The organism is Pseudomonas sp. TE3728 (genome assembly GCF_056279145.1).
This window is the reverse complement of the sequence record NZ_JBWBQT010000001.1, coordinates 1,824,484-1,849,263: the sequence shown is the minus strand read 5'-3', so window position 1 is coordinate 1,849,263 and position 24,780 is coordinate 1,824,484. Positions and strand designations below refer to the sequence as shown.

Sequence of the window (24,780 nt, the reverse complement as noted above, 5' to 3'; positions counted from 1 at the left end):
GTCATGGCAACAATCAAGGATGTAGCGGCACTCGCGGGCATTTCCTACACCACGGTTTCCCACGTGGTGAACAAGACGCGGCCGGTCAGTGAGGAAGTGCGGATCAAGGTCGAGGCGGCGATCAAAAGTCTTGACTACGTGCCCAGTGCCGTGGCCCGGTCGTTGAAAGCGAAAACCACCGCGACCATCGGTCTGCTGGTGCCCAACAGCCTCAACCCGTACTTCGCCGAGTTGGCCCGTGGCATCGAGGATTACTGCGAGCGCAACGGCTATTGCGTCATCCTCTGCAACTCCGACGACAACCCGGACAAGCAGCGCAGCTACCTTCGCGTATTGCTGGAAAAACGCATTGACGGCCTGATCGTTGCTTCAGCCGGGGGGGATAGCGGTCTGGCCGAAGGTCTGGCGGGTGTGCGTACTCCGATGGTGATCGTCGACCGTGGGCTCGAAGGTCTCGATGCCGATCTGGTGCGCATCGATCATGAATACGGTGCCTACCTGGCGACCCGGCACCTGCTGGATCTGGGGCATCGGGACATCGCCACGATTGGCGGGCCGGGGAGTACCAGCGTGGCGCAGATGCGTCTGGCCGGTTATTGCCGCGCCTTGAAAGAGGCAGGCATCGAAGTGCCGCGCGAGCGCATGCTGGAAAGCGACTTCACCAGCACGGGCGGTTACAACGCCGCCGCGATCCTGCTGGAAAACAACCCGCCCAGCGCGATCTTCGCCGGTAACGACATGATTGGCATCGGTGTGTTGCGCGCCGCTGCCGAGCGCAATATTCGTGTGCCCACCGAGTTGTCGGTGATCGGCTTCGACGATATTCAGATGAGCCGTTACGTCTATCCGGCGCTGACCACCGTTGGTCAATCGATCCTGCAGCTTGGCGAGATGGCGGCCGAAGTGCTGTTGCGCAGGATTGCCACGCCGGATCTGGCAACCGATCAGCGCATCGTGACGCCCAGTATTGTCCTGCGCGAATCGACTGCGCCGCTGGCCAGTGTGTTTGCTCAATTCCGCTAAACAAAAAACACCGCTGAAACCGAAAGTACCGCAGAAACAGAATTGACGAGTGATGTATGCCAGCAAAAGTAGTGGTAATAGGCAGCCTGAACATGGACCTGGTAACCCGGGCACCACGGCTGCCCCGTGGTGGTGAAACGCTGATCGGCGAATCGTTTGCCACGGTTTCCGGCGGCAAGGGCGCGAACCAGGCCGTGGCTGCGGCGCGGCTGGGGGCGCAAGTGTCGATGGTCGGTTGTGTCGGCAACGACGCCTATGGCGAAGCGCTGCGCGGGGCGTTATTGGCCGAGCAGATCGATTGCCAAGCGGTCAGCACGGTCGAAGATTCCAGTGGCGTAGCGTTGATCGTGGTCGATGACAACAGTCAGAACGCGATCGTGATTGTTGCCGGTGCCAACGGTGCGCTCACGCCTGAAGTGATCGACCGTTTCGACGCGGTGTTACAAGCGGCGGATGTCATCATCTGTCAGCTGGAAGTACCGGATGCTACGGTCGGCCATGCTCTGAAGCGCGGTCGTGAGCTGGGTAAAACCGTGATTCTCAATCCGGCGCCGGCCAGTCGCCCGCTGCCGGCGGATTGGTATGCGGCCATCGATTACCTGATCCCCAACGAAAGCGAAGCCTCGGCCCTGAGTGGTTTGCCGGTGGATTCCCTGAGCACCGCCGAAACCGCCGCGGCCCGCTTGATCGCCATGGGCACCGGCAAAGTGATCATCACCCTGGGTTCTCAAGGATCACTGTTCGCCGATGGCAAACGCATCGAGCATTTCCCGGCAGCGAAAGTGAAGGCGGTCGATACCACCGCAGCCGGCGACACGTTCGTCGGTGGTTTCGCTGCGGCGTTGGCGGCCGGCAAAAGCGAGGCCGATGCGATCCGTTTCGGCCAGGTCGCCGCAGCGCTGTCGGTCACCCGGGCTGGCGCGCAACCTTCGATTCCCACCTTGTCCGATGTACAGGCCTTTAAAGCACCATGAAAAAGACTCCTTTGCTCAACGTCGCGCTGTCGCGGCTGATCGCCTCCCTGGGCCATGGCGACACGGTGGTGATCGGCGATGCCGGCCTACCGGTTCCGCCCGGCGTCGAATTGATCGACCTGGCTTTGACCCACGGTATTCCAGACTTCGTCAGTACCTTGAAGGTTGTGCTGAGCGAAATGCAGGTCGAAAGCCATGTGCTGGCCCATGAGATTCTGGACAAGAAACCGTCGGCCTTGAGCACGCTGGATGAGCTGAATGCCCACGGTGCGCTGGGCCGGCGTGAGCTGCTCAGTCATGACCAATTCAAAGTACTCAGCCGACAGGCACGGGCGATTATTCGTACAGGCGAATGTCAGCCGTACTGCAACATCGTTTTGGTGGCTGGAGTAACGTTCTAACTTTCCGTTCTTTCCACGCACAAGGAGTGCCCTATGCCCCGCTATGCTCAGAAACTGCACCATCTGCTTCGGAGTCTGCTGCTTTTGTCCCTGATTACCGCAACAAGCGCCCAAGCGGCGGAAAAGATCGACCTGATCATCGACACCGATCCGGGTGCCGATGATGTGGTCGCCTTGCTGTTTGCCCTGGCATCGCCGGAGGAGTTGAATATTCGTGCGCTGACCACCGTTGCGGGCAACGTGCGTCTGGACAAGACTTCGCGTAATGCGCGTCTCGCCCGCGAGTGGGCAGGGCGCGAGGAGGTGCCTGTTTACGCGGGCGCGCCGAAACCAATGATGCGCACGCCGATTTATGCCGAGAACATCCACGGCAAGGAAGGCCTGTCGGGTGTCACGGTGCACGAACCGAAGAAAGGCCTGGCCGAAGGCAATGCGGTCAATTATCTGATCGATACTCTGAAGACCGCCAAACCCCACAGCATCACCATCGCCATGCTCGGTCCACAGACCAACCTGGCGCTGGCACTGATCCAGGAGCCCGAAATCGTTCAGGGCATCAAGGAAGTGGTGATCATGGGTGGTGCGCATTTCAATGGCGGTAACATTACCCCTGTGGCCGAATTCAACCTGTTCGCCGACCCTCAGGCTGCGGAAGTGGTGCTCAAAAGTGGCGTCAAGCTGACCTACCTGCCGCTGGACGTGACCCACAAGATCCTGACCAGTGACGCGCGCCTGAAGCAAATCGCCGCTCTGAACAACAATGCCAGCAAACTGGTAGGCAATATTCTCAACGAATACGTCAAAGGCGACATGGAGCATTACGGCATTCCGGGTGGCCCGGTGCATGACGCCACGGTCATCGCTTACCTGCTCAAGCCAGAGCTGTTCACGGGGCGTTCGGTCAACGTCGTGGTTGATAGCCGCGAAGGGCCGACCTTCGGCCAGACCATTGTCGACTGGTATGACGGGCTGAAGGCACCGAAAAATGCCTTCTGGGTTGAAAGCGGCGACGCTCAGGGCTTCTTCGACCTGTTGACCCAGCGTCTGTCTCGTTTGAAGTAAGTCATAGGCCCGCAGGTGTCAGCCTGCGGGTTTTTTGCGCTACTCGGTCTCTGTTGCGCCCTTATAGTCGGCGGGGTACTTCTCGAGAACCTGTTTGATGAATGTCTGTGCGGCTTGTGTTCCCAGTTCCTTGACCAGCAAATCGATACCAATGATTGCCAGCTCTTCCGGGCTACCCGGGCTGTAAGAGCTGTGGCCTTGTGGCCACTTGGCTTTGATGTCGGCGTCGATGCTTACGGTGGTCATGATGGCGCTCGTGAAGTCGGAAAGGCTGAGTATCGAGTTAACCATTTTGCGCGGCGTTTGGCACTCCGACTTAGGCATGAGGGGAGGGCTATGCGACACTTGGTCTTTGACGAATTTTCAAGGACCGTGCTGTGCAGATCGATTTGAACACTCCCGACGGCTTGACCCTCGAAACGGTGCGTCAGTTGCTGGCCTCTGCCAGCGACGATGAACATACTCAGTTGCGGGTCACCAAGGGCGGTATCGCCTACATTTCCTCGGGTATTGTGGGCGGTACGGACATCGACGGGTTGCTGTTTCGCCTGGAAACCTGGGCCAAGGGTTCCGGTTATGTCGGATTGGTCGCGGCCAGCGACGAGGTCTGGGTGATGCAGATTTTCAATGCGCTCAAGGAGAACTGGCCGAAACCGCCTTTCGACTACATCGACGTCTATTGATCGCTGTTCATATTCAGTCACGATTGAATGATGAACGGCAGGGTGATGCTCAGGCAAACTCGTCGCTGTCCGGATCGAGGGCGGGGCGATGGTACTCATCTTGAAACCAAACGCCGAAATGGCGGTCGCACGATCTCAGCTTAACTATTGAAAAAAGGAGGCTTCATGCCTTGGAAGCTCGCGTCATTGGGTACTTTGTTGGCCGCCACTCTGCTGACCGGTTGCAGCAGTACGTCCACCGAGTCGGCAAAGGACCCCGTGGCGACCGATACCGGCCACAGCCGTTGTGAAGCCAAAGCTGCCGAATTCACCATTGGCAAAAAGGCGTCGCCCCAATTGCTGGAGCAGGCACGCACCCGCTCAGGCGCGCAGAATGCCCGGTTCCTCAAGCCTGATGACATGGTGACCCTGGAATACCGCTCCGATCGCCTGAACCTGAACACCGACAACAACCTGGTGGTCACCCGCGTCAATTGCGGCTGATTGCTTCAGGCTTTTGTTTCGACCATAAAAAACCCCGTCACATGGACGGGGTTTTTTTAGTGCGCCAGAAAATTACTCTGGGCGGACTTGTGCAGCTTGCATACCCTTTTGGCCTTTCTCAGCCACGAAGGAAACGGTCTGGCCTTCTTTCAGGCTTTTGAAACCGTCGCTTTCGATAGCTTTGAAGTGTACGAACAGGTCGTCACCGCCACCTTGAGGAGTGATGAAGCCGAAGCCTTTTTCATCGTTGAACCATTTAACGGTGCCGGTTTGGCGATTAGACATGGTGTATCTCCAAGAAACATATATTTTCAGTAGTACTGTGCTGCTCAGGCCAACTGGGCACACCGGAGTATCATAGTCGAAATGTTCGCTTTGGGAGCCCCCCGGCGGTGCTGTTTGCCCTACAGTCGTGTTTTCTTTGTTGCTTTGCGTGGCTGAAAGCCCCGGTTTAAAAGGCTTTCAGCCGAAAGTAAAGACAATAAAAAAAGCTGAAAAACCTTCGTAAATCGTACGGAAAAGCTGAAATTCATCCTTTTTTATCAGCGTTGGGCCGAGTCAAAAGGTTTTTTTTCTCACTTTTTCGCCGGTGCATTGGCCTTGCATTTGGCTATCTGACCCAGCGCCTTTTGTTGCAAATCCGGACTGGCCTTATTGTCCATCAGAGCCTGAATGTCGCTGGCCGGGTACGATTTTATAGCGTCGGCACCACATGCGCAGTGTGACTTGGCTGCCGCAGCGCCGATCTGCGGAGTGGCCGCCTGAGTGCACTGAGCCATGTATTTCTCGCGCTCGCCCTTTGGCCAATCGGCATGGGCAGCCAGCGGCAGCAACAGGACGACGGGGGCGACGATGGCGAATAAACGATTCAGACGCATGCTGGGATGCTCCTTTTGGGTCAATGTCTTGTTATCTGAGGGGTAAAGCGAGGTTCAAGTTCAGCACTCTGGCATAAAAATGCGTGATTTGCCCCAGCAGAAAACCTTGCCACCGCGATGACCGTTCATCTGTGCTAGCATGCCTCGCTCGGGCGTTTGCAAGCTCCGGATGACCTTCAGTCCCGGCAGCGGCAGCGACTCGAATAACCCTGATTTGAATCCCAGTCACTCTGGTTCGGTTTTCCGGTTGGCCGCAAGGCTCCTGCCGCTGTAAGGCAGGCGTTCGTCATTGAATGGCCTGGATCGGATCTTGTACTGGCTCATCCCAACCCACGTGACCTTTGGTAGGGGTCACCACTAGGAGAGGAGGCGCCATGCCAACTATTACTCTTCCCGACGGCAGTCAACGTTCATTCGATCACCCGGTTTCCGTAGCCGAGGTCGCCGCATCCATTGGTGCCGGTCTGGCCAAGGCCACCGTGGCCGGCAAAGTCAATGGCAAGCTGGTCGACGCCAGCGACATCATCGATAGCGATTCCTCGCTGCAAATCATTACGCCAAAGGATGAAGAGGGGCTGGAGATCATTCGCCACTCTTGTGCCCACCTGGTGGGTCATGCGGTCAAGCAGCTGTACCCGACTGCGAAGATGGTCATCGGTCCGGTCATCGACGAAGGCTTCTATTACGACATCGCCTTCGAGCGTCCTTTCACTCCGGACGACCTGGCTGCTATCGAACAGCGTATGCAGCAGCTGATCGAAAAAGATTACGACGTGATCAAGAAAGTCACTCCGCGCGCCGAAGTGATCGAAGTGTTCAAGGCCCGCGGCGAAGACTACAAGCTGCGTCTGGTCGAAGACATGCCGAACGAGCAGGCCATGGGCCTGTACTATCACGAAGAATACGTCGACATGTGCCGCGGTCCGCACGTGCCGAATACCCGCTTCCTGAAATCCTTCAAGCTGACCAAGCTGTCCGGCGCCTACTGGCGTGGCGATGCCAAGAACGAGCAATTGCAGCGCGTTTACGGCACCGCATGGGCGGACAAGAAGCAGCTGGCGGCTTACATCCAGCGCATCGAAGAAGCTGAAAAGCGCGATCACCGCAAGATCGGCAAGCGTCTGGGCCTGTTCCATACCCAGGAAGAGTCGCCGGGCATGGTGTTCTGGCACCCGAACGGCTGGACTCTGTACCAGGTGCTCGAGCAGTACATGCGCAAGGTTCAGCGCGACAACGGCTATCTGGAAATTAAAACTCCACAAGTCGTTGACCGCAGCCTGTGGGAGAAATCCGGGCACTGGGCCAACTACGCCGACAACATGTTTACCACTCAGTCGGAAAACCGCGACTACGCCATCAAGCCGATGAACTGCCCGTGCCACGTGCAGGTGTTCAATCAGGGCCTGAAAAGCTACCGCGAGCTGCCGATGCGTCTGGCCGAGTTCGGTGCCTGCCACCGTAACGAGCCGTCGGGTGCACTGCACGGCATCATGCGCGTTCGCGCCTTCACTCAGGACGATGCTCACATCTTCTGTACTGAAGAGCAGATGCAGGCCGAATCCGCTGCGTTCATCAAGCTGACCATGGAAGTCTATGCCGACTTCGGTTTCAAAGACGTCGAGATGAAGCTGTCCACTCGTCCGGAAAAACGCGTCGGTTCCGACGAGTTGTGGGATCGCGCCGAAGCTGCACTGGCTGCAGCCCTTGATAGTGCTGGCTTGCCATACGATCTGCAGCCGGGCGAGGGTGCGTTCTACGGTCCGAAGATCGAGTTCTCGCTGAAAGATTGCCTCGGACGCGTCTGGCAATGTGGTACCCTTCAGCTCGATTTTAACCTGCCTGTCCGTCTGGGAGCCGAATACGTCTCTGAAGACAACAGTCGCAAGCACCCGGTTATGTTGCACCGGGCGATCCTGGGCTCCTTCGAACGTTTCGTCGGAATCCTGATCGAGCACTACGAGGGTGCATTCCCTGCGTGGCTGGCTCCGACCCAGGCAGTGATCATGAATATCACTGATAAACAGGCTGATTTTGCCGCAGAGGTTGAAAAAACCCTCAATGAAAGCGGATTTCGTGCCAAGTCTGACTTGAGAAATGAAAAGATCGGCTTTAAAATCCGCGAGCATACTTTGCTCAAGGTTCCCTATCTCTTGGTTATCGGAGATCGGGAAGTCGAGATGCAGACTGTCGCTGTGCGTACTCGTGAAGGTGCTGACCTGGGCTCGATGCCCGTCGCCCAGTTCGCTGAGTTTCTCGCGCAAGCGGTTTCCCGGCGTGGTCGCCCAGATTCGGAGTAATTATTATTAAGCGTGAAATGAGACAAGATAAACGAGCTGCACCGAAAGCCCCGATCAACGAGAATATCTCGGCACGCGAGGTTCGGTTAATTGGAGCTGAAGGTGAACAGCTTGGGATTGTGTCAATTGAAGACGCGCTTCTTAAGGCTGAAGAGGCCAAACTGGATTTGGTGGAAATTTCCGCCGATGCAGTACCCCCTGTTTGCAAACTGATGGACTACGGCAAATCGATCTTCGAGAAGAAGAAGCAGATTGCCGCGGCCAAGAAAAACCAGAAGCAGATTCAGGTTAAAGAAATCAAGTTTCGTCCAGGGACGGAGGAAGGGGATTACCAGGTAAAACTGCGCAACCTGGTACGTTTCCTGAGTGATGGGGACAGGGCCAAGGTATCCTTGCGATTCCGCGGCCGTGAGATGGCCCACCAGGAGCTGGGGATGGAACTCCTCAAGCGAGTTGAAGGTGACTTGCTCGAGTACGGTTCGGTCGAACAGCATCCTAAGATGGAAGGACGCCAGCTGATCATGGTCATCGCCCCGAAAAAGAAGAAGTAATCAATAGGGCACGGCAGGCCTTCTGATTATGTTTATCAACTGAATGCGGAGTATCCGAACATGCCAAAAATGAAAACTAAAAGTGGTGCTGCTAAGCGGTTTTTGAAAACTGCTAACGGTATCAAGCACAAGCACGCTTTCAAGAGCCACATCCTGACTAAAATGTCGACCAAGCGTAAGCGTCAACTGCGCGGTAGCAGCTTGCTGCATCCGTCTGACGTGGCAAAAGTCGAGCGCATGCTGCGCCTTCGTTAATTTTAGTCAAGAATAGAGGAAGTAACTCATGGCTCGTGTAAAGCGTGGCGTCATTGCCCGTAAACGTCACAAAAAAATTCTGAAACTTGCTAAAGGCTACTACGGCGCTCGCTCGCGCGTATTCCGTGTTGCCAAGCAAGCGGTAATCAAGGCAGGCCAATACGCCTACCGTGACCGTCGTCAGAAAAAACGTCAGTTCCGCGCTCTGTGGATCGCTCGTATCAACGCTGGTGCACGTATCAACGGTCTGTCCTACAGCCGTTTCATCGCCGGCCTGAAAAAAGCGTCCATCGAGATCGACCGTAAGGTTCTGGCTGATCTGGCAGTGAACGAAAAAGCGGCGTTTGCTGCGATTGTCGAGAAAGCTAAAGCCACCTTGGCTTAAGTACCCCCGACAGTCACCCGGCCTCACCTCTGTGGGGCCAGGTGTTAAACGTCATAAATAGGGGAAGAGCCTTCAAGCTCTTCCCCTATTTTGTATCTGGAGTCTGTACATGGAAAACCTGGATGCGCTCGTCTCTCAAGCACTAGAGGCTGTGCAAAGCGCTGAAGATATCAATGCCCTGGAGCAAATCCGGGTTCACTACCTTGGCAAAAAGGGCGAATTGACTCAGGTGATGAAGACCCTGGGGAATTTGCCAGCAGAAGAGCGCCCACAAGTCGGCGCACTGATCAACGTTGCCAAGGAGCGTGTCACAGAGGTTCTCAATGCGCGCAAGGCACTGTTTGAAGAGGCCGACCTGGCCGCCAAACTGTCCGCCGAGTCCATTGACGTGACCCTGCCTGGCCGTGGCCAGACCTCCGGTGGTCTGCATCCGGTTACTCGCACTCTGGAACGTATCGAACAGTTCTTCACCCACATCGGCTACGGCATCGCCGAAGGCCCTGAGGTCGAAGACGATTACCACAACTTTGAAGCGCTCAACATCCCAGGCCATCACCCGGCCCGGTCGATGCATGACACCTTCTATTTCAATGCCAACATGTTGCTGCGCACCCATACCTCTCCGGTACAGGTCCGCACCATGGAATCGAAACAGCCGCCGATCCGCATCGTCTGCCCAGGCCGTGTGTACCGTAGCGACTCCGATATCACTCACTCCCCGATGTTCCACCAGGTCGAAGGCCTGCTGGTCGATCGCGATATCAACTTCGCCGACCTGAAAGGCACCATCGAAGAGTTCCTGCGCGTGTTCTTCGAAAAAGAACTGGCCGTGCGTTTCCGTCCTTCGTACTTCCCTTTCACCGAGCCTTCCGCCGAAGTCGACATGGAATGCGTGATGTGCAGCGGTAAAGGTTGCCGTGTCTGCAAGCAGACTGGCTGGCTGGAAGTCATGGGCTGCGGCATGGTTCACCCGAACGTGCTGCGCATGTCCGGGATCGACCCGGAAGAGTTTTCGGGCTTTGCCTTCGGCATGGGCGTTGAGCGTCTGGCCATGCTGCGTTACGGCGTGAACGACTTGCGTCTGTTCTTCGACAACGACTTGCGGTTCCTCGCGCAATTTCGCTAGTCGTAACGAATTCTTAGGAGAGCAGGATGAAATTCAGTGAACAATGGCTGCGTGGCTGGGTAAGCCCGCAGGTAAGTCGCGACGAGCTGGTTGCTCGTCTGTCGATGGCCGGTCTTGAGGTCGATAGCGTTACGCCGGCCGCCGGTGAATTCAGTGGCGTGGTGGTGGGCGAGGTGCTGAGCACCGAGCAACACCCGGACGCCGACAAATTGCGTGTTTGCCAGGTCAGCAATGGCTCGGAGACTTTCCAGGTCGTGTGCGGTGCGCCAAACGTGCGCCCGGGCCTGAAGATCCCGTTCGCCATGATCGGTGCCGAACTGCCAGGCGACTTCAAAATCAAGAAAGCCAAGCTGCGTGGCGTTGAGTCCAACGGCATGCTGTGCTCCCAAGCCGAGCTGCAAATCGGCGAAGGCAACGATGGCCTGATGGAATTACCGGCCGATGCGCCGGTCGGTCAGGACATTCGTGAGTACCTGAGCCTTGATGACGCCAGCATCGAGGTCGATCTGACCCCGAACCGCGGTGACTGTCTGTCGCTGGCCGGTCTGGCCCGCGAAGTCGGTGCGCTTTATGCTGCCCAGGTCGTGCGCCCGGCGATTGCCAGCGTTCCCGCTGTGCACGACGAAGTGCGTTCAGTTGAAGTCCTCGCGCCAGCCGCGTGCCCGCGTTACCTGGGGCGCGTGATCCGTAACGTCGACCTGTCCAAGCCTACGCCGCTGTGGATGGTCGAGCGCCTGCGTCGCGCCGATGTGCGCAGCATCGACGCCGCCGTCGACATCACCAACTATGTGATGCTGGAACTGGGTCAACCGCTGCACGCGTTCGATCTCGCCGAAATCAATGGCGGCATCCGCGTACGCATGGCCGAAGAAGGCGAGAAGCTGGTTCTGCTTGATGGTCAGGAAGTCAGCCTGCGTAGCGATACGCTGGTGATTGCAGACCACACCCGTGCCTTGGCTATCGCCGGCGTCATGGGGGGCGAACACAGCGGCGTCAACACCGCGACCACTCGCGATATTTTCCTGGAAAGCGCGTTCTTCGACCAGATTGCCGTCGCTGGCAAGGCTCGTTCCTACGGCCTGCACACAGATGCCTCGCACCGCTACGAGCGTGGCGTGGACTGGAAGCTGGCCCGTGAAGCCATGGAGCGCGCCACTGGCCTGCTGCTGGACATCACCGGTGGCGAAGCCGGTCCGATCATCGAAACCGTCAGCCAGCAGCACCTGCCGTCGATCGCGCCGATCACCCTGCGTGCCCTGCGCATCACCCAGATGCTGGGCATGGAGATGGATTCGGCCGAAGTCGAGCGTCTGCTCAGCGCTTTGGGCCTGACCATTACCGCCGATGGGGCAGGGCAGTGGCGCGTAGAAGTGCCAAGCTTCCGCTTCGATATCAGCCTGGAAGTCGACCTGATTGAAGAGCTGGCCCGTCTGTACGGTTACAACCGTCTACCGGTTCGCTACCCGCAAGCCCGTCTGGCGCCGCAAGCCAAGGCCGAAGCACGCAGCGATCTGCCTGAACTGCGTCGTCTGCTGGTGGCTCGTGGTTATCAGGAAGCGATCACTTACAGCTTCATCGATCCGAAACAATTCGAGTTGTTTAATCCGGGTGTCGAGCCGCTGCTGCTGGCCAACCCGATTTCCAATGACATGGCTGCCATGCGTTCGTCCCTGTGGCCTGGTCTGGTCAAGGCGCTTCAGCACAACCTGAACCGTCAGCAGGATCGCGTCCGTCTGTTCGAAAGCGGCCTGCGCTTCGTCGGTCAGCTGGAAGGCTTGAAGCAAGAGCCGATGCTGGCGGGTGTGGTGTGCGGTAGCCGTCTGCCGGAAGGCTGGGCGCAAGGTCGCGATGTCGTGGACTTCTTCGACGTCAAAGCCGATGTGGAAGCGGTACTGGGCTTCGCCGGTGCGCTGGATTCGTTCACGTTCGTGCCGGGCAAACACCCTGCGTTGCACCCGGGCCAAACCGCGCGCATCGAACGTGAAGGTCGTTTGGTAGGTTTCGTTGGCGCGATCCACCCTGAATTGTCGAAAACCCTCGGTCTCGACCGTCCGGTCTTCGTATTCGAGCTGGTTCTGGCCGAAGTGGCGTTGGGCAAAATGCCTAAATTCCAGGAGTTATCGCGCTTTCCTGAAGTGCGTCGTGACCTTGCACTGCTGGCGGATAAAGACGTTGCGGCCACTGCCATACTGGACGTAATCCGTGAAAATGCAGGTGAATGGCTGACAGACCTCAGGCTATTTGACGTGTATCAGGGTAAAGGTATTGATCCGCATAGAAAAAGCCTTGCAGTTGGCTTGACCTGGCAGCATCCATCGCGCACTCTTAATGACGATGAGGTGAATACCACGACGCAAAACATCCTCACCTCGCTCGAACAAAGGTTGAACGCCACGTTAAGGAAGTGACGTATGGGGGCTTTGACGAAAGCTGAGATGGCGGAACGTCTGTATGAAGAGTTGGGCCTGAACAAGCGGGAGGCCAAGGAATTGGTCGAACTGTTTTTTGAAGAAATCAGGCACGCTCTTGAAGACAACGAACAAGTCAAATTGTCCGGTTTCGGCAATTTCGACCTTCGGGACAAACGCCAGCGGCCTGGCCGCAATCCGAAAACGGGAGAAGAAATCCCGATCACGGCTCGCCGTGTGGTCACCTTTCGTCCAGGGCAGAAGTTGAAGGCCCGAGTTGAGGCTTATGCTGGAACCAAGTCATAACGACGAGCTACCCGTCATCCCGGGCAAACGCTACTTCACCATTGGTGAAGTCAGCGAGCTATGTGCCGTAAAACCGCACGTGCTGCGCTACTGGGAGCAGGAGTTTCCTCAACTCAACCCCGTCAAACGCCGCGGAAACCGTCGGTATTATCAGCGCCAGGACGTGCTGATGATCCGGCAGATCCGCGCGCTTCTTTACGATCAGGGGTTTACCATCGGCGGCGCACGCTTGCGTTTGTCCGGCGATGAAGCCAAAGACGACACCACCCAATACAAACAAATGATCCGCCAGATGATCGCCGAGCTGGAAGATGTGCTGGTGGTTCTCAAGAAATAAATTCCTGCTTTTAAATACTTCCAGTTTTCAAAAGCTTGCGATATATTCTTGAGCGTTCCTCGAGATGAGGAACAGAGTCAACGCCTAGTCGGGGCGTAGCGCAGTCCGGTAGCGCACTAGCATGGGGTGCTAGGGGTCGAGTGTTCGAATCACTCCGTCCCCCGACCATATTATTCAATGAATTAGGCCAATGTTCACAGCATTGGCCTTTTTCATGCGCGTGACATTTGCGTAACTTCTCGATTTCTCACGCCTGCTTCCTCCTCAAAATGGTCAACACCGGTCCACGCGAGTCGCTTGCTGACACCGTGTTCGCAGCTTCAATCAAATGTCCAAGCTCAGCGCCCGGGTATGACTGGTGATGCTGCCGGTCTTCTATTGGTACTGACAGCCTGAGAGAACGATTTAGCTATTGGGCTGACCTTCGCCCTTACATGGCTCCGCATTCAATACGACGGAACCAAGCCAGTCCACCAGCTCATCGAAGCTGCACTAGGGTGTGCTGCCCGTTATGAGTATGTGAGATCAATTCTGACCAAGGGTATGTACAACGATAGGACTCTCCAATGTCAGCGCTAGTCTTGGGTAGCAGTTCGCAAAAGCGTGTAAGTAATGCCGCCATCCGTGACCGAAAAGCCGCCAACCGTGGTCGGCCTTCTGGCTTTAGGCGCAGGTGCTGCGTATTACCTGTTTTCCGATGCAATGCCCAACGGTCAAAGCTTGGGTAAAAAGCTGCTGGGGATGTCCGTGATTGATGAGCAGAGCTACCTTAACTGCAATCTCTATCAATCTTTTATGCGCAACATCACTACGCCGTTTCTGAACATTTTTGACTGGATATTTATTTTCTTTGGCTCACGAAAACGGCTTGGTGACATGCTCGCATCTACGATCGTGATCCGATCCAAGTAAAGGAAAATGCTACGGTCCCCACTTTCCGGGCGAGAAAGAATCATGCGGTTTTTTGTGAGAGTAGTAGGCGTTCCGACTTTGGCATTGATGCTTCTGTCTTTGCATGCGGGAGCGGAAACCATCAGGATTTCAGGGGTGCCGGGCGGGTGCGAGCAGCCTGCTTTGACGGCAGCTTACATAATGCATGGCAGGCAGTACGAGCTTCCCATTGAAAAGACTAAGTCGCTAATCCCCGACTACGATCCGATTAAAGATGAAACAGGACTGACCAAGACAATGTTCTCTGCTGCTGAGCTTTATCCAGTGGAGGAAACAAAGGAGGGTAAGGAGGCCTCAGTGAAGCAGTTTTCCACTTTCTTTCGGGTCCTGTGCTTTGATGCTCATAGAAAGAGGCAGCAGACAAATCAAAAGCAGGGGAGCGGACAATGAACATGCGGATTTTGATAGGGATGGTGGCCTGAAACTCCGTATGTCCTGACGTGAAAAGCCCAGTCTAAATGCTGTTTTTTTGCTAAGTGCAGGACTCGGATGGAATCAAAACGACTAGATCCGTATCGCCTACGTCGACCCCCGCCTGCGAAAGCAGAGTTGTAACTTGGCCGCGATGATGGGTCTGATGGTTAAAAAAATGCATGACCAGGCTGTAAAAATCCTTAGCGGACACTACACCCTTCATGTTTGCATAATTGAAGGGGCTATCTAAATCGGACTCCGTAATGGATTGAGCCCATTTGATGATTATTCGGTCGAGCCATTCTCGATACGCTGAGAGCTCTCGAATATTAGAGAACAACAATTGATCGAGGCTTTTCAGATCAGGAAGCTGCCTCACCGGCTCCAGTGCCAAGTGGTTCGTTGGGTGCTTGGCGAATCGCTTCAGCCAGATCGTATCTCCGACCGCTAAGTGGTTCAGAGTCCCGAGAATAGAGCCAAAAAAAGCTTTCCTGTCCGCCGAGAGCACTTCATCGGACAAGCCCCTGGCTGCTTCATAGACCTTGGCACTCATCCACTCGTTATAGGTTGCCATCAGACAGATATGGCTAGTGCGGCTCATCGTGTTCATCCTTTGAGTGGTTTGATAAGCGATCCTCGCTCATCTAAAAGCCCAGTCTAGTGCTGGGCTTTTGTATTTTGGCGGGCTGCAAAAAGCCTGGGCGGGCCGGGCAAGATTTTAGCAGAGACGGTGTCCACATCGTTTGATGCGGCGGCGGGCTTTCAAAATTTCATCCACTCGAGATGAGTTGACCAACAAGCAGGCTAGGAAAACCCCCACAAAAACAGCCGCTTCCAGATGGATGGCTGGCTGTGTAACTTGTTGATACAAATATGAATCTGTATCATTTAGTTTCATATCAAGGGTGCGAGGGAGTGCATTGCCCACATAAAAATAAGGTCAAGGTAATGCTCAAAATGCTACTCGTGTATGGTCATCTGATTGCCACCTGTATTGCTCTGGGGAGGGTGTTACAGGCGGATCAAAAGCTATGGAGCTGGCGCAAGGATGTGTTGAGTGAAATGCAGCGTGAGTATCTCGACGAGACCCAAAAAATCGTCATGCTCGCGCTATTGGCGCTTTGGGGAAGTGGCTTGCTGCTGGTGCTACAGGGTTACCTTTATGAGGGGAGTGCGTATCTGCTCAATCAAAAGCTCTGGGCCAAGGTGAGTGTTGTCGCACTGCTTAGCCTCAATGGCGCTTTGTTGCATCGGATCGGTTTCCCGCTGCTGCAGAAGGGTCCTTTTGTCTTGTTACACAACTCCGCCCGCACTCGGCTTGCTCTCTTGGGCGCTCTCTCTATGAGCAGCTGGCTATTTGCTGCTTTCCTGGGGGTAGCTCGAGCGTGGAATCACGTACTTCCTTACTTGCATGTGATGGGTGCTTTTGCTCTGTTCTTGTTGGTTGCCTGTGTAGTGGCGCTGATAGTCGCCAGTGCAGCGGGCGTCAGGGGAGATGCGAGTTCAAACTGTCCTCAATAAGTGAACAATGTGCCGCCGCTAAAGGCGGCACAGGTGGATCAAGAGGTTGAATACTCGATATACAGTCTTTCGAGCGCCTCTTGGTACTTATCTCCCTTTAACGTTTTTTTCAGCACTGCCAGTGCCTCAAGCGCTGAAGCAGCAGCCAGCGCCTCGTTTTCTCCCCGGTAGGCGGCGCGCAGTCTTGCTGCTGCAATTATCGATTCTTCAGTCGTTGGCATGTTATTGCCCTCGAAGGATTGAACCTCACTGATAGTCGCAACCCTCAACGATTTCAAGTCCAGGGTGAGAGCTCCATCGAAAGGCCTTGGCCTGTTCAATGAGGGCGACCCCGATCAGCTTTGCACCGCACCCACCCCACCCATTGCCACCGATTTATTCCGCACGCTCTTATACAACACGCTGGACACCATGAATCCAAGAATGGCCAACAGGCTCATCAAGCTGAAGACATAGTTGTAGCCTTGCTGGCCAGGGAAATGGCCTTCACCCATGGGCGCCCAGAACACGCCGCGCATGGAAAACATGATCAACGCGTCGTAGGTACTGTGGCTGGGCAGGAATGAGGTGGGGGTCGCGGGGTCCCGCAGGGTATCGAGAGGCACGGGATAAGTCATCCATCGCAGGCGTTGGTGCAACGCGCCCTGTCATGAAATGAAAAGCCATTGTCGCCTGATGAGAAGCGACTCACCAGACGGCGTCCTACAGTCCAATCAGCGCAATTCGACGCAGCACGCCCAACTTGAGACTGGAGAATAAGAAAAATGGCCAAAGCCGTACGCTTCTACGAAACCGGTGGTCCCGAAGTCCTTCGTTATGAAGAGGTCGAAGTCGGCGATCCCGGTCCAGGCCAGGTTCGTCTTCGTCATGTGGCGGTTGGCCTGAACTATGCCGACACCTACTTTCGCAACGGCACTTACCCGATCTCGATGCCCAACGGCATGGGGGTTGAAGCGTCCGGTGTGGTCCAGGCCATCGGCGCAGGGGTGACCAACGTACAAGTGGGTGATCGCGTCACCTACACCGGTTTTCTCAATACGTTGGGCGCCTACAGCACCGAGCGTCTGATCCCGGCCGCGCCGCTGATCAAATTGCCGGAAACCATCAGTTTCGAGACTGCCGCAGCCATGACCATGCGCGGCTTGACGTCCTCGTACCTGATGCGACGCATTTATGATTTCAAGGCCGGCGACAGCATTCTGTTGCACGCCGCTGCCGGTGGTGTGGGCCTGATTGTTTCACAGTGGGCCAAGCTGCTCGGTCTGAACGTCATTGGCACCGTGTCCACCGAGGCAAAGGGTGAAATTGCCCGGGCCCATGGCTGCGAGCATGTCATCAATTACAGCCATGAAGACGTCGCCCAGCGCGTTCGCGAACTGACGGACGGTGTAGGGGTCAACGTGGTGTTCGACAGTGTCGGCAAGAACACTTTCATGGGTTCCCTGGACTCGCTCAAGCGTCGCGGTTTGATGGTGTGCGTCGGCACGGCATCCGGCCCTATCCCGGCTTTCGATCCGGTATTGCTGGCGATGAAAGGCTCGCTGTTCCTGACCCGTCCGGCCCTGGCCGATTACATCGCCGATCCGGCGGAAAAAGCCGCGTTGGCGGGCGAATTGTTCGATCATGTCGGCAGCGGCCGGATCAAGATCGAGATCAACCAGCACTATGCTTTGCAGGATGCCGTGCAGGCCCATCGCGACCTGGAATCACGCAAAACCACGGGCTCATCGATTTTCGTCATTTAAGGGAGTTGTCTGCCATGAAAGTCGAACAATTGACCTGCAACATTGGCGCGGAATTGGTGGGCGTCAACCTCGCCGATGCGGTCCATGACGATGGTCTTTTTGCCGAGATTCGTGCTCAGCTGCTCAAGCATCGGGTGGTGTTCCTGCGTGATCAGGACATCACACGCGACGAGCATGTGGCATTCGCCCGGCGCTTTGGCGAACTGGAGGATCATCCGGTGGCCGGCAGTGATCCGGATCATCCCGGGCTGGTGCGCATCTACAAGAATCCAGACCAGCCGATGGACCGCTACGAAAACGCCTGGCACACCGACGCGACCTGGCGCGAGGCGCCGCCGATGGGCTGCGTGCTGCGTTGCGTAGAGTGCCCTCCGGTGGGCGGCGACACCATGTGGGCCAACATGGTCGAGGCCTATGCGCGCTTGCCCGAAGACGTGAAGGTGAAGATCGCCGACCTGCGCGCGCGCCATAGCATCGAAGCGAGTTTCGGTGCCGCCATGCCGATCGAAAAGCGTCTGGCGCTCAAGGCGATGTACCCGGATGCCGAGCACCCGGTGGTGCGTACCCATCCCGAAACCGGGGAAAAGGTGCTGTTCGTCAACGCCTTCACGACGCACTTGAGCAACTACCATACCCCCGAGCGGGTGCGCTTCGGCCAGGACGCCAACCCGGGCGCAGGTGAGCTGCTGCGTTACCTGATCAGCCAAGCCTACATCCCCGAGTATCAGGTGCGCTGGCGCTGGAAACCCAACAGCATCGCCATCTGGGACAACCGCAGTACCCAGCACTACGCCGTCATGGACTACCCGCCGTGCCATCGCAAGATGGAACGCGCCGGCATCATCGGCGACAAGACTTACTGATCGACCGCCACTGCATTCGCACTCGTAAACACGCCTGCCCGGCACGATCCCGGGTGGGCGGAACAATCATAAGAATAGGAGTAACTCATGCAATTCTTCGACGATTCCCTGCACCCGGAAAACATGGAAAAGGTGGTGATCACCGTGGCCCCGTATGGCCCCGAGTGGATGCCGGAAGACTTTCCCGAAGACATCCCGCTGACCATGGACGAGCAGGTGCAGAAGGCGGTTGAGTGTTATGAGGCGGGCGCAACGGTATTGCACCTGCACGTGCGTGAATTGGACGGCAAGGGTTCCAAGCGTCTGTCCAAGTTCAACGAATTGATCGCCGGTGTGCGTGAAGCCGTGCCGGACATGATTATCCAGGTCGGTGGCTCGATTTCCTTTGCCCCCGAAAGCGATGGTGAAGCCGCCAAATGGCTGTCTGACGATACCCGGCACATGTTGGCCGAGCTGACGCCAAAACCGGATCAGGTCACGGTGGCCATCAACACCACCCAGATGAACATCATGGAGCTGCTGTACCCGGAATACCTGGAAGGCACGTCCCTGGCCAATCCTGCCTATCAGGCAGCGTACAGCGAAATGACCGTACCGGCCGGCCCGGCCTGGGTCGCCGAACACCTCAAGCGTCTGATGGACAACGGCATCCAGCCGCATTTCCAGCTGACCGGCATGCATGCCATGGAAACCCTCGAGCGTCTGGTGCGCAGGGGCGTCTACAAGGGCCCGTTGAACCTGACCTGGATCGGTATCGGCGGCGGTTTCGATGGCCCCAATCCGTTCAACTTCTTCAACTTCATCCACCGCGCGCCAGACGGTTGCACCCTGACCTCCGAGTCGCTGCTCAAAAACGTCATGCCGTTCAACACCATGTCGATGGCCATGGGTATGCACCCGCGTGTGGGCAATGAAGACACTATTATTGATCACAAGGGCGATCGTTTCGGCTCGGTTGCGCAGATCAAGCAAACCGTACGCATCGCCCATGAACTGGGTCGCGAAATCGCCACGGGTAAAGAAGCCCGTGAGATCTACCGCATCGGTGTGCAGTACCAAAGCATCGAAGAAACCCTGTTGGCCAATGGCATGGCCCCCAACCGCAAGGCCGGGCAGAAAGGTGTGCCGCAACGCGGCTGATCGGCAGACGCAGCGGGGGGCAATGGCCTCCCGCTCGCTGCACTGCAACACGCTTGATAACAACAATAAAACGAAGCTTTGAGGAGGCTGCATGGCCTTTCACCCAATCGCCGCAGACGATGATGACTGCAGTGGCGTCGGCGTTGCGCGCAAGTACGCCTGGATCGTCTTTGCACTGACATTCGGTTTGTTGATTTCCGATTACATGTCGCGTCAGGTGCTGAACGCGGTGTTCCCGATGCTCAAGGGCGAATGGGCCCTGAGCGACGGCCAGCTCGGCCTGCTCAGTGGCATTGTCGCCCTGATGGTGGGGCTGCTGACCATTCCCCTGTCATTGCTGGCGGATCGCTTCGGCCGGGTCAAGAGCCTGGCGCTGATGGCTTTGCTGTGGAGCCTGGCGACGCTGGGCTGCGCATTGGCGCAGGACTATCAGCAGATGTTCATTGCACGGTTCATGGTCGGCGTCGGCGAAGCGGCGTACGGCAGCGTCGGCATCGCCGTGGTGATCTCGGTGTTTCCAAAACACATGCGTGCAACCCTGGCCAGTGCGTTCATGGCGGGCGGCATGTTCGGTTCGGTGTTAGGGATGGCGCTGGGCGGTGCAATCGCCGCCAAGCTTGGCTGGCGCTGGTCGTTTGCCGGCATGGCGCTGTTTGGCCTGCTGCTGGCGGTGCTTTACCCGGTCATCGTCAAGGAAGCACGCATTGCGCCGCAACGTACCGCTCAGGCGGCGAACAAGGCAGCTGCCGCGGTCAAGCGTCCGTTGCGTACGTTGTTTTCCAGCCGATCGGTGATCGCTGCCTACATCGGCAGTGGCTTGCAACTGTTCGTCGGCGGCACCGTCATTGTGTGGATGCCCAGTTACCTCAATCGTTATTACGACATGGCCACCGACAAGGCTGGTGGCCTCGCGGCGATCATCGTGCTGTGCAGCGGTGCGGGGATGATCCTGTGCGGCATGCTCAGTGATCGACTGTGTCGCCATTCGCCGGAGCGCAAAGTCGCTTTGGCCATTGCCTATTGCCTGGGCAGTTGTCTGCTGTTGTCGGCGGCGTTCGCTCTGCCGGCGGGGCCTGGGCAATTGGTGCTGATCTGCCTGGGCATGTTGATTGCCGCCGGCACGACCGGCCCTTGCGGAGCCATGGTTGCCAACCTGACCCATTACTCGGTGCATGGCACGGCCTTCGCCACGCTGACCTTGGCCAACAATATGCTGGGGCTGGCGCCTGGGCCGTTCATCACCGGCAGGGTGTCCGACCTTATCGGCTTGCAGGCTGCTTTCCAGCTGGTGCCACTGGTCAGCATCGCGGCTGCGGCCGTGTTCTTTTATGCCAAGTGTCATTACCACAAGGACATTGCCCGGCTTAAGGGCGAGCAAGTCCTCGATTCGATTGGCAAAGCGGCGTTAGAGGTGAAGTTGTGAGTGGTCGTTTACGTATTGATGTGTTTTTCGATTTCATCTGCCCGTGGTGCCTGATTGGCAAGCGTCAACTGGAGCGCGCGCAAGACCTGCTGCGCGTGCAGCAACCCGACGTGGAGATCACCACGGTGTGGCACGGGGTGCAATTGCTACCACAGCTGCCGGCACAGGGTGAACCCTTCGCCGATTTTTACCTCAAGCGTCTGGGCAGTCCTGAAGCGGTAGCGATGCGCCAGGCCCAGGTGCAGCAGGCGGCGATGGCGGTGGGTGTGCCCATCGATTTGAGCCGTATTCCCAACATGCCCAATACCGCCGACGCCCATCGCTTGCTGGAGCGGGCGAGGGCGCTGGGCAATAGCGCCCAATGCGATGTGTTGCTGGAGCGTTTGTTCGCGGCTTATTTCCAGTTTGGCGAAAATCTTGGCTGCCCGGACACCTTGCTGGTCATCGCCCGCTCGTGTGGCTTCAACGCTGCGGCGATGGCCTCCTTCCTGCAAGGTGACGGCGATCCTTACGTCGGCAACGAGGCGGGAGCGGCCAGCGGCGTGCCCAGTTTTCAATTCGACCGTCGCCTGACATTGGTGGGCGCACAGCCCGCCGAAGCGTTGCTTGATGCCATGTGCGAAGCCTTGGTTGAAAGTGCTCGCAAGCGGCAACCGGCATGAGTCTTCGTATTCCCGTGCCTGCCGGAAAACTCCCGCAGGCGGGTGGTCGTGCGCTGTTCGAATTCGATGGCAAAAGCCTGGCGTTATTCAACGTCGAAGGTGATCTGTTCGCCATTGACGACAGTTGCCCGCATCAGGGCGCCTCGCTGTGTGGCGGGCGTCTTGAGGGGCGGGTGATTCAGTGCTGCGCCCATGGCCTGCGCTTTGATCTGCGCAGCGGGTACTTGCTCAATTCAACCCAGCTCAAAGTCGCCAACTACCCGGTCGAGATCATCGACGGCCAGGCATTCATCGTCATCGTTCCCGAGGAGTCCGTGCCATGAGCACTATCGCTCTCACCCGTATCCACAGCCGAACGCGCGAACTGGCGCCGGGTTTTGTCGTCAGCCTGATCGTGGCGGCGGCTGCGTCCTTTTTGTCCGAGCATTACGGCGCGCCGGTGATGCTGTTCGCGTTGTTGCTGGGCATGGCGCTGAACTTTCTGGCCGGTGACGGCGCCTGCAAGGCTGGCATCGAATTCACGGCACGTACGGTGTTGCGCATTGGCGTGGCGTTGTTGGGCATGCGCATCACCCTCGAACAGATTGCCGCGCTGGGCTGGAAGCCTGTGGCGCTGGTGGTGATTGTGGTGGTGGTGACGATCGGCGTCTCGGTGATCGCGGCGAAGGCGCTAGGGTTCCAGCGTTTGTTCGGCATGCTCACCGGTGGGGCCACTGCGATTTGTGGTGCGTCGGCGGCGTTGGCGCTGGCGGCGGCATTGCCGAACCATCCGCAGAAAGAACGCGCAACGTTATTCACGGTGATCGGGGTGTCGGCGCTGTCGACCCTGGCGATGATCGTGTACCCGATGATTGCCAACTGGCTGTCGTTGTCGCCGCAAGTGGCGGGCGTGTTCTTGGGGGCGACCATCCACGATGTCGCGCAGGTGGTCGGCGCCGGTTACAGCATGTCGACCGAGACCGGCGATACGGCCACGGTAATCAAGCTGATGCGGGTTGCCATGCTGCTGCCCGTGATTGTCTGCGCCGCGATGATTACCCGCATGCAAGGCGCCGACCCGGCCGGCAAACGGCCGCCGCTGCTGCCATGGTTCGCCGTCGGATTTCTGATTCTGGCCTGTATCAACAGCACCGGCTGGATAGCCCCGGTGGTGCAGGGATCGGTCAATGACTTGTCGCGCTGGTGCCTGGTGGTTTCCATCAGCGCCCTGGGCATGAAGACCCAACTCAAGGAGCTGGCGGCGGTGGGCATCAAGCCGATCCTGCTGATGGTGGGGGAGACGGTGTTCCTTGTCGTGCTGGTGCTGCTGTTGCTGCGCTGGGGTCTTTAAGCCCGTTAAAAAATACTGTCAGCCGTAATGCTATCCCGTAGGAGCTGTCGAGCCTGCGAGGCTGCGATCGGCTGCGAAGCAGTCGTAAAACCAGAACCTGGGGTGCATCAGGCAAACCGCGTCAGCCGGATTCACGACTGCTTCGCAGCCGATCGCAGCCTCGCAGGCTCGACAGCTCCTACAGGGCCGGACCTCGCTCCACATTGCAGTGGGACTCCTCGGCCGGTGTCATAACACCGGTTCTTTTGCGGCGACTGTGCCAGCAGTCGCCGTTTTTTTTTGCCTGTTTTGCGTCCGTTTTCAGGGTTCGCTGGAGCCGGGCAGGGTGCTCAGGTCCGACGGTGCTTTGACGGGGTGCTTTTGCGCGCTGCGCCATGCGGCGGGCGGCATGCCGAACTGGGTGATGAACCAGCGTGTGAAGGAGCTCGCCATCGAATAGCCGAGCATGTCGGCGATTCGGCCCAACGAATAATTCGGGTTTTCCAGGTAGCGCAACACCAGATCGCGGCGCACGTCGTTGATCAGGTCGTTGAAGGCGCAGCCGTCGTCTTTCAGGCGACGTTGCAGGGTGCGTACGTTCATGCCCTGGGTCTGGGCGATCTGCTCGATGGTGGCGCGCCCCATCGGCAGCAGCAGATAGATGGCTTTGCGCACCTCGAACAGCATCGAAGGACCTTCGTGGCTGAGCAGCGAGTCGAGGTAGCTCTGCGCGTAGCGTGCCATGGCCGGGTCGGCATTGGGGTTGGTCACGTCGAGGCTGGCGTCGGAGCAGACGATGCCGTTGAACTCGCTGCCGAACTCCAGCTTGCAACCGAACAGGCGCCGATGCAGTTGCAGGTTGTCGGGAGGCTGGTGCGTGAAGTTGACGCTGTAAGGGTGCCAGTGGGTGCCGAGCAGGGCGGCGCACAGGCGGAACATCACGCCGATGGCCAGCTCAGTGGCTTGCCGGCTGGGCATCGGCGATTCGGTGACCACCTCTTCGCGAATGATCACCATCTTGCCGGCCTCTTCAATGAAGATGGCCAATGAATCGTTCATCAGATGACGGTAATGCACCACGACCTGCAAGGCATCTCGCAGCGTTCGCTGGTGGCTGAGCAGCAGGCTGACCACACCGAAGTCCGAAAGCTGACGCGACTCGGCCATGCTCAGGCCGAAGCTCTGGCAGCCACTGGCGGCGGCCGAATCTTCCAGCAGGCGTACGGCGGCATCAATGGGGATGCGGTGTTCGGGCGCTTGCAACAGCGCTTTGCTCAGGCCGACGCCGGCCAGCACATCACGTGGGTTGAACCCCAGGTATTGGGTGACCTCCAGGTAGTTGGTCAAGACAGCGGCGCGAACAAGCTTGGGCATGCGAAGGTCTTTCCTGGGCCAGTTGCGATTCGGATGAGCGTGGCGACTATATCCAGCACATCAGCAATTGAACAGTTGTGACGTTGTCGAGGGCGCTCGCCCGATTCTGTCCAGAAGCCCCTGCGTTTTTGTCGAGCAATCGACGCTCACCCATTGATTACAGTGACCCGCAGAGAAGCTGCGGGGTTTTTCGACCAATGGTCGGGGCA

The 24,780-nt window shown here is 57.4% G+C and carries 30 protein-coding genes, 1 tRNA gene and 2 pseudogenes; 25 read left to right on the top strand and 8 right to left on the bottom strand.

The genetic code is table 11. From position 1 onward, the window contains the following. Positions 1 to 3 precede the first annotated feature (3 nt). Genes ACZ89R_RS07785 through ACZ89R_RS07770 form a run of 4 tightly spaced genes read left to right on the top strand, consistent with a single transcriptional unit; the run spans position 4 to position 3,460 of the window. Positions 4 to 1,023, top strand: a complete 1,020-nt coding sequence (locus ACZ89R_RS07785) for a LacI family DNA-binding transcriptional regulator (protein ID WP_429546139.1) — start codon at positions 4 to 6, stop codon at positions 1,021 to 1,023. A 56-nt stretch (positions 1,024 to 1,079) separates the two neighbouring features. After that, positions 1,080 to 1,997, top strand: coding sequence for a ribokinase (rbsK, locus tag ACZ89R_RS07780; RefSeq protein WP_429546140.1), 918 nt, complete (start codon positions 1,080 to 1,082; stop codon positions 1,995 to 1,997). After that, positions 1,994 to 2,398 carry a D-ribose pyranase gene (rbsD, locus tag ACZ89R_RS07775; RefSeq protein ID WP_429546141.1) on the top strand — a complete coding sequence of 135 codons (405 nt, stop codon included), beginning with the start codon at positions 1,994 to 1,996 and terminating at the stop codon, positions 2,396 to 2,398. Before rbsK ends, rbsD begins: the two co-directional genes overlap by 4 nt. A gap of 33 nt (positions 2,399 to 2,431) precedes the next feature. Next, positions 2,432 to 3,460 (top strand): nucleoside hydrolase, encoded by a 1,029-nt coding sequence (locus ACZ89R_RS07770; RefSeq protein ID WP_429546142.1) that lies wholly within the window; start codon positions 2,432 to 2,434, stop codon positions 3,458 to 3,460. A gap of 39 nt (positions 3,461 to 3,499) precedes the next feature. Here ACZ89R_RS07770 and ACZ89R_RS07765 read toward each other — a convergent pair whose 3' ends face one another. Next, the gene (locus ACZ89R_RS07765) at positions 3,500 to 3,706 is read right to left on the bottom strand and encodes a hypothetical protein (RefSeq protein ID WP_063340416.1); all 207 of its coding nucleotides are present in this window, start codon (positions 3,704 to 3,706) and stop codon (positions 3,500 to 3,502) included. Positions 3,707 to 3,837: 131 nt separating this feature from the next. Here ACZ89R_RS07765 and ACZ89R_RS07760 point away from each other — a divergent pair, with 131 nt between their 5' ends. Beyond that, a complete protein-coding gene (locus tag ACZ89R_RS07760) occupies positions 3,838 to 4,143 on the top strand; it encodes a hypothetical protein (protein WP_429546143.1) in 306 nt (101 codons plus the stop codon). A gap of 165 nt (positions 4,144 to 4,308) precedes the next feature. Beyond that, positions 4,309 to 4,626: an I78 family peptidase inhibitor gene (locus tag ACZ89R_RS07755; protein ID WP_429546144.1), complete on the top strand. Its 318-nt coding sequence runs from the start codon at positions 4,309 to 4,311 to the stop codon at positions 4,624 to 4,626. Between the two features lie 72 nt (positions 4,627 to 4,698). Here ACZ89R_RS07755 and ACZ89R_RS07750 read toward each other — a convergent pair whose 3' ends face one another. Together ACZ89R_RS07750 and ACZ89R_RS07745 are read right to left on the bottom strand one after the other, a co-directional pair. Then, positions 4,699 to 4,911, bottom strand: a complete 213-nt coding sequence (locus tag ACZ89R_RS07750; protein ID WP_003179963.1) for a cold-shock protein — start codon at positions 4,909 to 4,911, stop codon at positions 4,699 to 4,701. Between the two features lie 290 nt (positions 4,912 to 5,201). Next, positions 5,202 to 5,504, bottom strand: coding sequence for a hypothetical protein (locus tag ACZ89R_RS07745; RefSeq protein ID WP_123498778.1), 303 nt, complete (start codon positions 5,502 to 5,504; stop codon positions 5,202 to 5,204). 374 nt (positions 5,505 to 5,878) lie between these two features. On the opposite strand from ACZ89R_RS07745, the gene thrS reads away from it, so the two are divergent. From thrS to ACZ89R_RS07700, 9 genes are all read left to right on the top strand, one after another. Beyond that, the gene (thrS, locus tag ACZ89R_RS07740) at positions 5,879 to 7,801 is read left to right on the top strand and encodes a threonine--tRNA ligase (RefSeq protein WP_429546145.1); all 1,923 of its coding nucleotides are present in this window, start codon (positions 5,879 to 5,881) and stop codon (positions 7,799 to 7,801) included. Further along, positions 7,801 to 8,352 carry a translation initiation factor IF-3 gene (infC, locus tag ACZ89R_RS07735; protein WP_172435341.1) on the top strand — a complete coding sequence of 184 codons (552 nt, stop codon included), beginning with the start codon at positions 7,801 to 7,803 and terminating at the stop codon, positions 8,350 to 8,352. Before thrS ends, infC begins: the two co-directional genes overlap by 1 nt. 60 nt (positions 8,353 to 8,412) lie before the next feature. Further along, a complete protein-coding gene (rpmI, locus tag ACZ89R_RS07730; protein WP_002553160.1) occupies positions 8,413 to 8,607 on the top strand; it encodes a 50S ribosomal protein L35 in 195 nt (64 codons plus the stop codon). A gap of 28 nt (positions 8,608 to 8,635) precedes the next feature. Then, positions 8,636 to 8,992, top strand: a complete 357-nt coding sequence (gene rplT, locus ACZ89R_RS07725) for a 50S ribosomal protein L20 (RefSeq protein ID WP_007905879.1) — start codon at positions 8,636 to 8,638, stop codon at positions 8,990 to 8,992. Between the two features lie 109 nt (positions 8,993 to 9,101). Further along, positions 9,102 to 10,118 (top strand): phenylalanine--tRNA ligase subunit alpha, encoded by a 1,017-nt coding sequence (gene pheS / locus ACZ89R_RS07720; protein WP_007905876.1) that lies wholly within the window; start codon positions 9,102 to 9,104, stop codon positions 10,116 to 10,118. Positions 10,119 to 10,144: 26 nt separating this feature from the next. Next, positions 10,145 to 12,526 carry a phenylalanine--tRNA ligase subunit beta gene (gene pheT, locus ACZ89R_RS07715; protein WP_429546146.1) on the top strand — a complete coding sequence of 794 codons (2,382 nt, stop codon included), beginning with the start codon at positions 10,145 to 10,147 and terminating at the stop codon, positions 12,524 to 12,526. Positions 12,527 to 12,529: 3 nt separating this feature from the next. Next, complete coding sequence (ihfA, locus tag ACZ89R_RS07710) at positions 12,530 to 12,832, top strand: integration host factor subunit alpha (protein WP_002553164.1); 303 nt, start codon at positions 12,530 to 12,532, stop codon at positions 12,830 to 12,832. Further along, a complete protein-coding gene (locus tag ACZ89R_RS07705) occupies positions 12,813 to 13,169 on the top strand; it encodes a MerR family transcriptional regulator (RefSeq protein ID WP_003179985.1) in 357 nt (118 codons plus the stop codon). Before ihfA ends, ACZ89R_RS07705 begins: the two co-directional genes overlap by 20 nt. An 89-nt stretch (positions 13,170 to 13,258) precedes the next feature. Then, a tRNA-Pro gene (locus tag ACZ89R_RS07700) sits at positions 13,259 to 13,337 on the top strand. 79 nt (positions 13,338 to 13,416) lie between these two features. On the opposite strand, the pseudogene ACZ89R_RS07695 reads toward ACZ89R_RS07700, so the two are convergent. Next, positions 13,417 to 13,544: pseudogene (locus tag ACZ89R_RS07695) on the bottom strand (tyrosine-type recombinase/integrase); the annotation flags it as partial. A 237-nt stretch (positions 13,545 to 13,781) separates the two neighbouring features. On the opposite strand from ACZ89R_RS07695, the gene ACZ89R_RS07690 reads away from it, so the two are divergent. Then, positions 13,782 to 14,081 (top strand): RDD family protein, encoded by a 300-nt coding sequence (locus ACZ89R_RS07690; protein ID WP_429546147.1) that lies wholly within the window; start codon positions 13,782 to 13,784, stop codon positions 14,079 to 14,081. Positions 14,082 to 14,159: 78 nt separating this feature from the next. Continuing rightward, entirely contained in the window at positions 14,160 to 14,510 is a 351-nt protein-coding gene (locus tag ACZ89R_RS07685) for a hypothetical protein (protein ID WP_429546148.1), read from the top strand. Between the two features lie 82 nt (positions 14,511 to 14,592). On the opposite strand, the gene ACZ89R_RS07680 is transcribed toward ACZ89R_RS07685, so the two are convergent. Further along, positions 14,593 to 15,135 carry a DinB family protein gene (locus tag ACZ89R_RS07680; protein WP_429546149.1) on the bottom strand — a complete coding sequence of 181 codons (543 nt, stop codon included), beginning with the start codon at positions 15,133 to 15,135 and terminating at the stop codon, positions 14,593 to 14,595. Between the two features lie 347 nt (positions 15,136 to 15,482). Here ACZ89R_RS07680 and ACZ89R_RS07675 point away from each other — a divergent pair, with 347 nt between their 5' ends. Next, positions 15,483 to 16,055: a hypothetical protein gene (locus tag ACZ89R_RS07675; RefSeq protein WP_429547879.1), complete on the top strand. Its 573-nt coding sequence runs from the start codon at positions 15,483 to 15,485 to the stop codon at positions 16,053 to 16,055. A 38-nt stretch (positions 16,056 to 16,093) separates the two neighbouring features. Here the strand turns inward: ACZ89R_RS07675 and ACZ89R_RS07670 are convergent, their stop codons facing one another. Further along, positions 16,094 to 16,276 (bottom strand): hypothetical protein, encoded by a 183-nt coding sequence (locus ACZ89R_RS07670; RefSeq protein ID WP_007897082.1) that lies wholly within the window; start codon positions 16,274 to 16,276, stop codon positions 16,094 to 16,096. A gap of 114 nt (positions 16,277 to 16,390) precedes the next feature. Then, positions 16,391 to 16,591, bottom strand: a pseudogene (locus ACZ89R_RS07665) (MFS transporter); the annotation flags it as partial. Positions 16,592 to 16,819: 228 nt separating this feature from the next. On the opposite strand from ACZ89R_RS07665, the gene ACZ89R_RS07660 reads away from it, so the two are divergent. From ACZ89R_RS07660 to ACZ89R_RS07630, 7 genes are all read left to right on the top strand, one after another. Beyond that, positions 16,820 to 17,800 (top strand): quinone oxidoreductase family protein, encoded by a 981-nt coding sequence (locus tag ACZ89R_RS07660; protein WP_429546150.1) that lies wholly within the window; start codon positions 16,820 to 16,822, stop codon positions 17,798 to 17,800. Between the two features lie 14 nt (positions 17,801 to 17,814). Then, positions 17,815 to 18,663: a TauD/TfdA dioxygenase family protein gene (locus ACZ89R_RS07655; RefSeq protein ID WP_429428167.1), complete on the top strand. Its 849-nt coding sequence runs from the start codon at positions 17,815 to 17,817 to the stop codon at positions 18,661 to 18,663. 87 nt (positions 18,664 to 18,750) lie between these two features. Then, on the top strand, positions 18,751 to 19,803 hold the full coding sequence (locus ACZ89R_RS07650) for a beta-keto acid cleavage family enzyme (RefSeq protein WP_429546151.1): 1,053 nt from the start codon (positions 18,751 to 18,753) through the stop codon (positions 19,801 to 19,803). A gap of 91 nt (positions 19,804 to 19,894) precedes the next feature. Then, positions 19,895 to 21,226, top strand: a complete 1,332-nt coding sequence (locus ACZ89R_RS07645) for an MFS transporter (protein WP_429543852.1) — start codon at positions 19,895 to 19,897, stop codon at positions 21,224 to 21,226. After that, positions 21,223 to 21,888, top strand: a complete 666-nt coding sequence (locus ACZ89R_RS07640; protein WP_429546152.1) for a DsbA family oxidoreductase — start codon at positions 21,223 to 21,225, stop codon at positions 21,886 to 21,888. Before ACZ89R_RS07645 ends, ACZ89R_RS07640 begins: the two co-directional genes overlap by 4 nt. Continuing rightward, the gene (locus ACZ89R_RS07635; RefSeq protein WP_123356481.1) at positions 21,885 to 22,211 is read left to right on the top strand and encodes a Rieske (2Fe-2S) protein; all 327 of its coding nucleotides are present in this window, start codon (positions 21,885 to 21,887) and stop codon (positions 22,209 to 22,211) included. The genes ACZ89R_RS07640 and ACZ89R_RS07635 overlap by 4 nt, the downstream gene beginning before the upstream one ends. Further along, on the top strand, positions 22,208 to 23,218 hold the full coding sequence (locus tag ACZ89R_RS07630; RefSeq protein ID WP_008072377.1) for a YeiH family protein: 1,011 nt from the start codon (positions 22,208 to 22,210) through the stop codon (positions 23,216 to 23,218). Before ACZ89R_RS07635 ends, ACZ89R_RS07630 begins: the two co-directional genes overlap by 4 nt. 300 nt (positions 23,219 to 23,518) lie before the next feature. Here ACZ89R_RS07630 and ACZ89R_RS07625 read toward each other — a convergent pair whose 3' ends face one another. Next, a complete protein-coding gene (locus ACZ89R_RS07625) occupies positions 23,519 to 24,571 on the bottom strand; it encodes an AraC family transcriptional regulator (protein WP_123497773.1) in 1,053 nt (350 codons plus the stop codon). Between the last annotated feature and the right edge of the window lie 209 nt (positions 24,572 to 24,780).